Origin of the sequence: Neptuniibacter sp. 2_MG-2023, assembly GCF_030547495.1 — a bacterium.
In the GTDB taxonomy this organism is placed as follows: domain Bacteria; phylum Pseudomonadota; class Gammaproteobacteria; order Pseudomonadales; family Balneatricaceae; genus Neptuniibacter.
The window spans coordinates 87,802-99,698 of record NZ_JAUOQC010000001.1 but is presented as its reverse complement, the minus strand read 5'-3'; the positions used below and the strand labels follow the sequence as shown (position 1 = coordinate 99,698).

General features: G+C 40.0%; 8 protein-coding genes and 1 tRNA gene. 3 read left to right on the top strand and 6 right to left on the bottom strand.

All coding sequences use genetic code 11. The annotated features are described in order from the left end of the window. Positions 1 to 413: 413 nt before the first annotated feature. From Q4486_RS00470 to Q4486_RS00450, 5 genes are all read right to left on the bottom strand, one after another. The gene (locus Q4486_RS00470; RefSeq protein ID WP_303517553.1) at positions 414 to 1,754 is read right to left on the bottom strand and encodes a reverse transcriptase domain-containing protein; all 1,341 of its coding nucleotides are present in this window, start codon (positions 1,752 to 1,754) and stop codon (positions 414 to 416) included. Then, positions 1,751 to 2,320, bottom strand: coding sequence for an SLATT domain-containing protein (locus tag Q4486_RS00465; protein WP_303517551.1), 570 nt, complete (start codon positions 2,318 to 2,320; stop codon positions 1,751 to 1,753). The genes Q4486_RS00470 and Q4486_RS00465 overlap by 4 nt, the downstream gene beginning before the upstream one ends. A 173-nt stretch (positions 2,321 to 2,493) precedes the next feature. Further along, positions 2,494 to 2,883, bottom strand: coding sequence for a hypothetical protein (locus Q4486_RS00460; protein ID WP_303517548.1), 390 nt, complete (start codon positions 2,881 to 2,883; stop codon positions 2,494 to 2,496). After that, a complete protein-coding gene (locus Q4486_RS00455) occupies positions 2,864 to 3,097 on the bottom strand; it encodes a hypothetical protein (protein WP_303517547.1) in 234 nt (77 codons plus the stop codon). The genes Q4486_RS00460 and Q4486_RS00455 overlap by 20 nt, the downstream gene beginning before the upstream one ends. Positions 3,098 to 3,208: 111 nt before the next feature. Further along, positions 3,209 to 4,066, bottom strand: coding sequence for a hypothetical protein (locus Q4486_RS00450; protein ID WP_303517546.1), 858 nt, complete (start codon positions 4,064 to 4,066; stop codon positions 3,209 to 3,211). A gap of 369 nt (positions 4,067 to 4,435) precedes the next feature. On the opposite strand from Q4486_RS00450, the gene Q4486_RS00445 reads away from it, so the two are divergent. From Q4486_RS00445 to Q4486_RS00435, 3 genes are all read left to right on the top strand, one after another. Then, a tRNA-Val gene (locus Q4486_RS00445) sits at positions 4,436 to 4,512 on the top strand. A gap of 618 nt (positions 4,513 to 5,130) precedes the next feature. Further along, positions 5,131 to 9,951 carry a CHASE domain-containing protein gene (locus Q4486_RS00440; RefSeq protein ID WP_303517544.1) on the top strand — a complete coding sequence of 1,607 codons (4,821 nt, stop codon included), beginning with the start codon at positions 5,131 to 5,133 and terminating at the stop codon, positions 9,949 to 9,951. A gap of 1 nt (position 9,952) precedes the next feature. Next, positions 9,953 to 10,888 (top strand): diguanylate cyclase, encoded by a 936-nt coding sequence (locus Q4486_RS00435; protein WP_303517542.1) that lies wholly within the window; start codon positions 9,953 to 9,955, stop codon positions 10,886 to 10,888. A gap of 10 nt (positions 10,889 to 10,898) precedes the next feature. Here Q4486_RS00435 and Q4486_RS00430 read toward each other — a convergent pair whose 3' ends face one another. Then, a complete protein-coding gene (locus Q4486_RS00430; protein ID WP_303517541.1) occupies positions 10,899 to 11,879 on the bottom strand; it encodes a magnesium transporter CorA family protein in 981 nt (326 codons plus the stop codon). Between the last annotated feature and the right edge of the window lie 18 nt (positions 11,880 to 11,897).

The following is an 11,897-nucleotide window of genomic DNA, read 5'->3' as shown; positions in this document are numbered from 1 at the left end:
TTATCCGTATAATCCTTTTTATATCAATGTATTATGATGTTTTTTCTGTAGTAGGCCTTTTTGTGCAAAATTCGGTAAGCTCGATCAAAACATCAATTATTAAACCAGAAAGTGTGTTACGAAATTGAGTCATTCATGCTTTCAGTTATCTCTTTTTGGGGGGCGTTCTTTTCCTAAAGACGATGTTAGTATTTTTCCTTTAATAGGGAAGTAACAGTGCGTAACAGATGCCTAAGAACGATGAGAAAAAACCTAAATTAACGAGAATTTTTTAGTTTAGAGAAACGTTTTTTGCTGAAGGGTCAGTCCTCACTGCAAAAACGATCAAGAAGTTGATACTCAACGGTGAGCTTACAGGTAACACTCAATACGTTGTGATTGATGAAAAAGGCGTTATTTACAGGGGGATTTTTTTACTTGTAATTGTGGTCTTGAATATCTGTTTCCATATCTTTGATTTCTTTCTTAATTGCTCTCCAGAAATAAGTAGTAATTTCTTCTTCTGTCATTTCAAGTTCGGACACATCTTTTCCTAGATATGTAGCAACAACAAGTGACATCTCATTGAGGTCATATTTATCAAAGTTTGGAAAGTACTTCTTTCTCCAACGATTGTGATTGATTTCATGCCAAGCTCTTACGAATTTTTTACGTGGAAATGAGGCGTCAAACCTTTTACATAGAGAAGCTACAAACTGGTCCAATTCAAATAAAAGCTGTTTGTCTTCGATTTCAGAAAAGAAAAAGAGCCACCCCTTACCAGAATTCTCTGATATGCATCCCGTTATTCGGAGATTAACTCTCCATTGTAGAAGAGCTAGAGATTTCTTCTTAGAGCGGTGAAATGAAGTGAAAATTCCGGTAAGTGAGTTTATAAGCTTTATTTTAGATTCGGGCTTTGTTGTTACTAACACACCTGATCTATCGATTGGGTTGTAACGATATCCGATATATGAGAACTCATCAGAGGCTTGACCGCAGGTAGATTTATCAGGTCTTTCAATGGGATCGTAGACTGTCAGCCCTATATCTTGGCAAATATTTATAATATTCGAACTAACATCTTCCTTTTGGTGGGACTTGCAAAGCACTAGGATGTCATCAACATAACGTTGGTAGAAAATTTCGTCCTTGGCTTCATATCTTCTATCAATTTTTCTCAGGTATAAGGCTGCCAATATGTTCGAGATAGGTAGACCTTGAGGAACACCTTTTTTATTTGAAATGTTACCTGTACTTTGTTTAATTGCTGCCTCAATTAAGTTTAGAATGAGATCATGTTGGACGAATCTAAGCAGTCTTTTTCTCAGAACATCATGTTTTACGCTAGGGTAGAATTCAGAAACATCGAACTTAAGAACCACATCATAATAATTGGAACGCAACGATTTTTTAATGTTTTTTGTGATTAGTTGCGGTAGAGGCTGTGGTATTTGTTTCCCCATACGCTCTTGAAGAAATTGATTCAAAGCTTTAAGTACAACCCGATCCCTGATTGTGGGGAGACATACTTCTCGTGGGGCTTTGTTAGGCCCTTTGCTGATCAGTTTTTGTTTGTACCTTGTAAACTTATATTTACCATTTAGAACCTTCTTGTTAATTAGCTCAAGGTGGTTCTGCAAATCTCTTTCGAAAATTTTTGTTGAAATATTGTCCACCCCTGTAGCTCTGGTCTGTGCTACTGATGTTTCATATATTTCTCTTAAGCTTTCAACAGAGAAGGTTTCTTTGAATAGAGCAAGAGTATTCATCATGATGGTAAGCAGCCGAAAAACGAAACGTAAATCAGAAGAAGGGGGAGAGAGAATAGAACAGCTAGTAATAAATACCTTTTAAGGTAGTAAAAACAAAGGAGTATATAGTGTTGTTTTTTAGGTTCTCTAGTTAAGTTATTCTTATCTTGCGCATTATGCCACTCCCAAACCAGAGCCTTTGTGTCATCAATCGGCTCGTGGTTTTCAGCTAACTCGAGAAGCCTCTTATATTCCAACCGGTGTTTATTTTCATCTTCTTTAGAGGAACCTTTAATTGAGAAATATAGTTCTTGAAGGGATATGTAGTTGTCTTTGAATTGAGCCGCCCTGTGAGCGAATCTTGCATTCGAGCCGAAAAGCGTTACCGCCAAAATGAATACTGAAAAACATGTAAAAACAACAGAGACCTGTTTGCTATTGTCGACATAGGCTAGAAGCCAGATTGAGACAAAAACAGCAATTAAAGAATACCAAAGTAATAACAGATCTAAGCAGTGATGGTTTGATAACAGGCGGCTTTCAGCATTGATACGAGCCTTCCTTGTCCACCAAATGTTGTCTTCCATGATTGACAGTACCTTGTGAATTTAAGGTGTCCCAGGGCAGGTAGTTAGAGACAGTTAACGCCTGTAGTTAGCAGGCTTACCGCTAGGCGGTAAAGCGAAATCGCTTCAAAATTAGTGTCACTCAAATTGTTAAATTTGAGCGTTCCGAGTAAACAGAATGCCCTGAGACAGTTTTATACTATCAATAGAGTCTGGCTTGTGCCAGAGGCCTTTGTCAGGAATGTAAGGCTATTTAAATGATTTTTAAGTAGCGCTGCTATTTGTTCATCTATTTCAGGCTGGTCTGGGAATCGGCGCTTGAGTTCTGTTAGTCGCTTATTATTCTTTTCAAACTTATAATTTTCTCCCCATTGTGCAATGAAGGGTAAAGTAATTGTAGAGAGGTATGTCACTCCACCTGTCAGAACAGCGAGGGTTTCACCAGCTAAAAACTCAGTTATGAAGTGGTCTGGGCAGAATTGATTTAAGCTGTTGACTAACACTACCATAAATCCTGTTCCAAAGGATGCGCCAAGAAAAGCTGCACCTTTTTTTGTAGAGATATCAGGAATTGTTGCCATCATCCTGCTCTCTATCTTTCTGTAATTTGTTGAGAAGTACTTCTAACTCGTCCCCTTTTTCGTAATAAAACGATGTAGAACTCTTTTCTCCAGTTATTTCGTCAATGAAACTAACCGTTAATTTTCTGAAGCCAATTGTATAAGCGATAGCAGGCCAGATTGCCTTAATAGCAATCCAGATAGCAGGGATCATCAACAAAACGCCTAAGGTATGCATTTCAGAAACCTCTATCATTTATGAAAATTGATTTGTAAAAAGAGCTCCTTGCTGGGAGGCTGTTTTGTGTTCAATAACTTTTGTAATTGTGTAACTAGTTGTTTTCTTTCTTTATAAACAATGGGTTACCGTTTTTTTATGCAAAGTTACAATTAGCACATCATTCTTTGCAAAGGCTTCATTATGCTCTGCAACACGTGTCAGGAATTCAGCATCTTTGATTGTGACGCTTATCGGTTTCCCTTCGTTGATATCTTCACTTACTAACTTCCATTTACTTGCGGGGTTATAGCTTAGAGTATCAATGAAAAATGCAACTTCTCTTTCAGCCTCTTCGATTCTTGAGATAATTGCCCCGCTACTACCCTTAAAAGAGCGTGCTTCATCTCCCTCATCAATTGTTAAGACACTATCTTTGTTGTGTTCAATATTATCCGTAATTCCAAAGTTTGAAATTCCTTCTCGATGAAGGGGGCCAACCACTCTCTTCATGGCAGATTGAACTTTATCGTTTGCTAATAATTCGGCCTGATAAGCCTCAATTTTGACTTCTTCCCCATTAAATAAAATAGAGTAGTTACCTTGAGTATCTCGTTTGATCTCAATTTCGTGACGATTAATTCGCTTTATTAATTGCGCTAATTCAACAAAAATTGACGTTTGAAGGCCAAACTTCTTAGCTAACTCCGTTTGCGCTTTAGTAAAAAAATTCGCAGTTCTTCCAGCTATATCGGTGAGAATACGAAAGTCCCAACCAAACGACCCTGCTTGAAAGGCCTCTGGATGGGCTGCGTGAGCGCCTACAATTTGTAGTTTTAGGGACGGCCTTTCCTCATCTGAGAAAAGGGTCTTATTGATTTCTTCGAATGTGGTAACAAAAGCATTTATTGAGTTTGCAATACTCTTTGCATCCATTGCATATTCAGCCAGTGTTGTTTTTGATAACGATTTTAACCCTAGGCTGATCATTGCTTTTCTAAGCTTGAGCCCTACGTGTAGTGAGATTAAGTTTGGTCTAACGCTTAAATTTAACTAGAGCTTGGGTTACTACCCATATTTAGTAGCGCTCTAACGACTCAATGTATTGAAATATAATGATTTATTTTTCCGTAACACATTGATAACACTTTCTTATAGCATTCTTAACACACTTTTCACTCGAAAAATATAGATAAAATCATGATGTCACATCTCAAATCTTGTCAGATAAGATGTTATGTAAGTTGATTAGAGGTGAGGACTGGATCTTTTAATCTATTGTTTAATAAGGGTTTTGAAAGAATTTTAAAGAAAGCTATTGAACAGGATAATCTTATCAGTATACTACGCTGATTCTTTAGGACTATAGCTCAGTTGGTTAGAGCACTTGCTCGACATGCAAGGGGTCGTCAGTTCGAATCTGACTAGTCCTACCAGATTTAAAAGAGCCTCGCGAATGCGGGGCTTTTTGTTATCTGGGCTTTGCAGATGAGAACTGCGCAGTTCGAGCCGAGCGCAGCGAGACCACATCGGAGCTTGCGACGATAGCCCGAAGGGGAATAATCTGCTTAGTCTTACTTAATTTATATTGAGTCTTAAGCCGCTGTCAGCCGAATCTTATGATTCGGCTTTTTTGCTTATAACCCTTCCATCTGTAGATTGCTGTATAGAACGGTTTATCTGTGATTATTTAATAGCTGATTATAAGGGATAAGCGATCTTTCAGGGCAAGGTTGCTTATACTGTACTATTGTTGAAAGAGGTTGATCTTGCGATAAATATAATTGGCGCTGTTTAACATAGGCCAATAGGTATTTTTATAGAGACGGCGTTTTTGTCGATAAATGCCTCTTGTTGCACCTGTTTCTCTTAGGTGGCATCAGCATTGGCAGGGATAATTCTTTAAGGTCATTGTGACACTGGTATATATAGGATAGGGATAAATCTATCGTTGGGTCAAAAGAGCAAATGTTGCGAATGAAGCGTTCGATTTTTCAAAGTTATTATTGTTCCACCCCTGCTTCTGCTAAGGAAATTAAGAGTATTTATCTTATATGAAAGAAATAAAGCTAAATCGATATGGTTTTTCCACATTGCGGTGGCCTTTGGTTATTGGGCTCTTAACAACAATGATAATTGCTTGGATGCTGGATTATCAAAATAAGCATGATATTAAGGCTTACACGAATGGGCTTGCAGATAAAACAGAAAATCTGATTAAAGAGCGTTTTCAACTCTTTGAATACGGTTTACGTGGTGCTAGAGGAGCGATAGCTACAGCGGGGGTTAATGAAGTTACTCGTAAACAGTTTGAACGTTATGTGAATAGCCGAGATATAGATAATGAATTTCCAGGCGCATTAGGGTTTGGTTTTATTCGACGGGTTCCCCCATCACAAGAAGCTAGCTTTCTAGCCCGTGCGCGTCAGGACGGTGCGCCTGATTTTACTATCAGAGCGCTATCGCCTCACGAGGAGGATCGCTTTGTAATTCAATATATCTATCCTATCTATAAAAATAGACAAGCTATGGGGCTGGATATTGGATCTGAAAGTAATCGACGCTTAGCGGCTCTTGCCGCAGCTAGAGATAATAAAGCTTATATAACCAACCCAATTACCCTTGTTCAGGCAAATAAAAAAGCCCGTAAAGGTGTTCTTATTTTGTTGCCGGTTTATTCACATACCGCACTTTTAAACACTGTAGAGTCACGGGAAGAATCGGTACTGGGCTGGGCATATGCACCTTTAATTATCGATGATGTGTTATCGGATATAGATTTATTAACGGATAATGCATCGATTACACTCAGTAATGTAAAAGAAGAGGAGCCTTTTTTTAGCGTACTTGATACTTATTCATCTAAGTTGCTCAAGGATAGCGCCGTAGTGCGAGATGTCCTTGTCATGGGGCAGCATTGGAAAATGACGCTAACACCCACCGTCGAAGCGACTGATCTTATAAAATCATGGAATATGGATTGGGTTATTGCTATTGGTTTAGGGCTAACCTTGTGCGGTTTATTAGTGATCAGTTTATTGCGTAATGGTCAGGTGGGTGAGGATCAGTACGATGAAATATTAAAAGCGGATATCCATAGCTTATCTATTTTCTTTAAGAGCGCTAGATTTAATCGTTCTTGGCCATATATTTTTCTCATTCTCTGTTTTGTATTTTCGGTATCGAGCTGGTTTATCGTAAAAAGCCACCTGTCTAGTGTTAGTAATGAGCTGCTAAAAGTAAAAGAATCTGTTCTTCTGAAGCTTGATAATGAAGCGACTCAATTCAAGCGTGATGTGATATTTCTTGCTAATACACCCTCTATTTCTGACCTTTTAAATAATCAAGTAGAGGGTGTGGATTCACAAAATCGCCTATTATCGCATCACTGGTACGGGACGCTGGCGGACATTTTTAAAGCGTATATGCTGGCCATTCCTGATGTGCATCAAGTGCGTTTAATTGAGGCCGGAAATGGTTGGCAAGAAAGCGTTAAGGTTCAACGTGATGGAGATGAGCTTGAGGTATATGCCCAAGAAGAGCTTCAGTTTAAGGGTGATGAGCCGTATATCGCAAAAACACTTCAAGTGGGGGCTGGCAAGGTTTACGTCTCAAATATTAATTTAAACCGAGAATACGGAAAAATCGAGCAGCCTGCCCGACCAGTGTGGCGTTTTTCAACGCCTATTTTTAATGAGGATGGCACGCCGTTAGCTATCGTTATTGTGAATGTCAGTGCAGACAGGGTCTTAAACTCCTTTGCCTCCAATTTACCTGCAGAGTCCGAGCTTTACATCACAAATCAAGCGGGCGATTTTTTGCTCCACCCTAATGTAGAGAAAACGTTCACTTTTGAATATGGGAATCCATATCGTTGGGATAATGAATTTAAGGAAGCTACTTTTTTACATAAATTAAGTGCTTTTAATATGCTGCGTTTTGATGGGCAAAAAGGATATGTGTTAGCCGATCAAGGTCGTTTTTCTCTTGATGAGCAGACTCAAGGAAGCCGTTTAGAAATTTATAGTGTGATCTCTCAGTTTTTCGTTGTAAAAAAAATCGTCTTTAATATTGCCGGCGTATTTTGTGTGTTTTTGATTTTAGGTTTCTTAGTTTTCGTTGTTCAATATTGGATGTGGCTAAATGAAAAAATACGCCAAAGAAACGCCCTCGCTGTAGAAATAGAAGCCCAACGGAACAAAGAGATGCTGCGTTTCAAAGCGTTGCTAGGGTCTGCGCCTGATGCAACTTTTGTGATTGATCAGATAGGTATTATTAAAATAGTCAATGCTCAAGCAGAGAGTATGTTTGGCTACGATCGCGTCGAATTAGAAGGACTTTCTATATACAAAATATTACCCGCTACGGAAGACGATGGAGATGCGGTGCATCTCATGGAGTATGTGGAGCAGCCTGAAAAACTGCCTTTTGGTGGCAATGAAGAGTTTCTTGCACGCAGAAGGGATGGGAAAGAGTTTCCAGTTGAGATTAGCTTAAACACCGTCAACATTGATGAAAAGTTACTGGTACTCGCTTCAGTACGTGATATTAGCGATCGGCTTGCTATTGAGGAAAAGCTTAGAAGGGCGTTACATGATGCTGAGCAAGCAACGGAAGCGAAAAGTGCATTTTTAGCAAACACTAGTCATGAAATTCGCACACCTCTCAATGCGGTCATTGGTTTAACCTATCTACTGAATGAGGAGCAATTAACTGACTCGCAACATCGACTAGTTTCTAAAATTCAGATTTCAGGTAAATCCCTATTGGGTATTGTTAACGATGTATTAGATTTGTCGAAAATAGAAGCGAATGAAATGGCATTGGAGCAGTACCCGCTAGATCTACCAGAGTTCTTTGAGGAAGTATCGAGTGTCTTTGCGGTACAGGCAGAAGCTAAAAATATAGATTTCACTTGCAAGCTTGATCCGAATTTACCCTCGTGGGTATTGGCAGACGAAGTCAGGCTTCGTCAAATTTTGGTTAATTTACTGAGTAATGCGTTTAAATTTACTACCATAGGTAAGGTTTCTGTTCGTGCTGAAGTTCAGCCCGAAGTAGAAGGCCTGCCAGATAACCATGTGAGCGTACGTCTTAGTGTATCGGATACAGGGATTGGCATTTCTGATGAGTCTAAAACGCGCTTATTTAATCCTTTTACGCAAGCGGATTCTAGTACGACACGCCGTTTTGGTGGCACTGGATTGGGATTATCCATCGTTAGTAAATTAGTTAGCCTTATGGGCGGAACGCTAGGTGTTGAAAGTACAGAAGGGGTAGGAAGTGTTTTTTGGGTTAGCTTGCCATTGAGAGCCCAAACATCTGACGAAATTATACTGCAAGAGAATCAAAACCGAGCTCTTTTTGTGTTGATTGCTGAGGATGATCCAAATGATGCTAAGCAGTTGCAAGAAATAACACGCGCCTTAGGTTGGCGTTCTGAAATAGTCAGTAATGGTAAGCAGTTAATTCAATCTTTTGTTACACGACAAGAAGAAAATCTACGGCCACCTGATGCTATGATCGTTGATTGGCAGATGCCAGAGATGGACGGATTAGATGCGATTAATATTCTTGCGAACAAAGAGGATAGCGAGAAATTACCAGCGATTTTGATGATTTCAGCCCATGATAGTGAAACCATTAAAAAGCATGATACGGAGCATTTGGTAAATCGATTTTTACATAAACCCGTCAATGCTTCGGCACTATTTAATGCAATTAATGATGCGGTGACGCTACACACGGGTAATGCTAAACGTGTATTACAATCCACCCATACTGAAGCTGTCAGCGCAAGATGGTTACCGGGAATTCGTTTGTTGGTAGTGGATGACAGCCCGACTAATTTAGAGGTGGTTAGTCATATTCTTGAGCATAACGGGGCGTTGGTTGAGACAGCGGGTAGTGGTGAAGAGGCCCTTGAAAGATTACAAGATAGATCTAATGACTATGATGCAGTACTGATGGATGTACAAATGCCAGGTATTGATGGTCTTGAGACAACGCAGCGTATTCGTCATCAACTAGGCCTTAGTTCTTTACCTATTATTGCATTGACCGCAGGAGCTTTGCTGGAAGAGAAAAACCGTGCGTTGGATGCTGGAATGAATAACTTCCTTACTAAACCTATAGATCCATCAAAACTTATCAACGTGTTAAGAATATCTGTAGAAGCTTATCGAAGTAAGGATATACCTATTGAAGCGATTAATGCAGCGGCACCTGATCGGGATACTTGGCCAGACATAAGCGGTTTAAATCACGCTCAAGCCAAAAAATTGCTACTAGGAGATGAGCAACTATTCTTAGATACGCTGGATAACTTGTTGCAAGAGTATGCCAACCTTATGGTTCCGCCAGCCGTGGATTTTGATAAAAACAGGGAGACTGATCAGCGCTTGCAGATAGCATCTCAAGTTCATAAATTGAGAAGTGTTTCTGGAATGGTTGGCGCAGAGAAAATACAGTTGCTTGCCGCTGAGATTGAGACGGCTTTAAGAGCTGAAAATGAGCCGGTAATGAACTTGTTATCAGAACTAGCGCTTGCATTACAAACACTACAGCAAGCGAGCTCCCGTCTCATAGAGGCTAGGCGTAAAGAGAAAGATTCCGCTGTAAATCAGGAGTCAAACTTAAGCTCGAACCTGTCAGAGCCTGTATTTAAACAGGATGTAGTAGAACATATTCTGACCTTGTTAACTGAGCAGGATTTAAGCGCTTTGGCTAAAGTGGAAGAGCATAGTGCGATGCTGCGTGAGGCTTTGGGCCATAAGGGGTTTAAGGAGCTGAATGATAGTTTGATGAAACTTAACTTTGAACAGGCGGTCTCTTTAGTGGGTGCCCTTATAAAAACGTCTGGAGCTGAAGAGTAATATGATCAAGCCTGAGAGTGGTGAACTACCAGACATTCTAATTGTTGATGATGACAACACGGTCATAATGGCATTAAACAAAGCTTTAGGTGAGATCGGACGAATTCGTTTTGCGTTAGATGCAAGGCAAGCGTTAACGATGATAAAAGCACAGCCGCCTAAGCTTCTTCTGCTCGATATGGGTTTGCCTGACATTAATGGATTAGAGGTGTGCCGCACACTAAAAGACAATCCCGATACTGCTGATATTCCTGTCTTATTTATTACAAGTAATAGTGAGCTTGGTTTTGAAGAGGCTGTATTTGATGCGGGAGCCGCTGATTACATTGTTAAGCCACTTAACCCACGTGTGGTAGCGGCACGTGTACAGACGCATTTGAATTACCATCAAGCCATTCACTTGCTTGAGCAGTTGGCGAAAATCGACTCTATGACGGGGCTTGCCAATCGTCGAGCATTTGATGAACGGTTAAGTGTTGAGCTAAGACGAATGTACCGTGAAAGAGAGCCTCTGACAGTTGCTATGATCGATATTGATCAATTTAAAAAGTACAACGATCACTTTGGTCATATAGAAGGTGATGTGTGTATCAAAGGTATTGCGCAGGCACTGGCTAATAATGTTCGGCGTCCGGCTGATATGGTTGCTCGGTATGGTGGTGAAGAGTTTGCGTTAATTCTACCTAATACAAATAAAGAAGGTGCTGAAATATTACTTCAGAAGCTCATTCTACTAATCGAAGAGTTGAATGTTGAGCATGCGCCAGATGCTATATATAAATGCGTCACTGTATCTGTTGGGTACAGTACTTTTTATCCAGAAAAAAAGAATCAAAATCATTTAGATGATTGGGCTGTCGTTAAAGCGGCTGACCGCGCTCTTTATGCCTCTAAAGATAAGGGGCGAAACCGACTGAGTTATCAGTCGGTGGAATGAGTCTAGCGTATCAGATCCATTTCTTACGTTTAAAGAGCACAATGAGCGCAAAGGAGATAATAAACATCGTACTGAGCAGCACATAATAGGCATTAGGGTGGTGCAGCTCTGGGATATTATCAAAGTTCATTCCGTATAAACCGGCTAAGAAACTTAGCGGTACAAAAATAGCGGTAATGACTGTAAGCACGCGCATTGAGACATTTTGCTGGTGTGAGCTTATTGATATATAGCCTTCAACCATATCTGAGCACATCTCGTAGTAGAGGCTAGATAAACTGTAAATACGTTCAAAGCGTTCATAAACATCAGTGAGATAGTGTTCATGCTTTGATAGTTGAATAAATGAGGCTTTATCATCATTTGCGTGGGAGCAGAATTCTGCAAACATCTGTTGATGATAATTAAATATGCGCTTTAGGCGTAGAAGCTTTATCCGGTAGCCTGCTAAAGCGGCCATATGCCTTTCTCCTTCACCAGCTAGAAGGGCGTCTTCTTGTAACCCCAATTCATCTTCAAAATTCAGCATATTAGATAGATAGGTATCGGATGAATTATGCATTATTTTTAGAGCCAGTAGCATCGGCTCCTCTATATAATCTGTAAGTGAATCCGATTGGATAATTTGGCTTATCCCCATGGAGTGTTCAGGGTGTACGGTGACTAAATATCGATCATTGATAAAAAAGCCGATCTGTTGGTGATTGTATTCCAACTCATTAATAACGTCCGATATACCGCGGTACAAGATAAAAGTTTGATCTTGAAAAAGCTCTATTTTGGGTGGATGGCGTGTCCTAAGTACATCTTTCACTGCAAGGGCATTGCAGTTTAATGATGAGAGAAGCTCGCCAACCCATTGTTGATCCATCCCAGTGTACTGGATGTCTATCCAAATAAAGCTTGATGCATCGTTTTGCCAAGCCGCTATCTGGTCTTCATTGCCGATCAACATAGGTTGACCGCTCTTTTTCCAATACGTTGTGACCATTTACTATGGCGTCCTATA

Excerpts from the sequence above, each read along its gene's own strand:
- Q4486_RS00470 (WP_303517553.1), bottom strand. The coding sequence starts at position 1,754 with ATGATGAATACTCTTGCTCTATTCAAAGAAACCTTCTCTGTTGAAAGC.
- Q4486_RS00465 (WP_303517551.1), bottom strand. The coding sequence starts at position 2,320 with ATGGAAGACAACATTTGGTGGACAAGGAAGGCTCGTATCAATGCTGAA.
- Q4486_RS00460 (WP_303517548.1), bottom strand. The coding sequence starts at position 2,883 with ATGATGGCAACAATTCCTGATATCTCTACAAAAAAAGGTGCAGCTTTT.
- Q4486_RS00455 (WP_303517547.1), bottom strand. The coding sequence starts at position 3,097 with ATGCATACCTTAGGCGTTTTGTTGATGATCCCTGCTATCTGGATTGCT.
- Q4486_RS00450 (WP_303517546.1), bottom strand. The coding sequence starts at position 4,066 with ATGATCAGCCTAGGGTTAAAATCGTTATCAAAAACAACACTGGCTGAA.
- Q4486_RS00440 (WP_303517544.1), top strand. The coding sequence starts at position 5,131 with ATGAAAGAAATAAAGCTAAATCGATATGGTTTTTCCACATTGCGGTGG.
- Q4486_RS00435 (WP_303517542.1), top strand. The coding sequence starts at position 9,953 with ATGATCAAGCCTGAGAGTGGTGAACTACCAGACATTCTAATTGTTGAT.
- Q4486_RS00430 (WP_303517541.1), bottom strand. The coding sequence starts at position 11,879 with ATGGTCACAACGTATTGGAAAAAGAGCGGTCAACCTATGTTGATCGGC.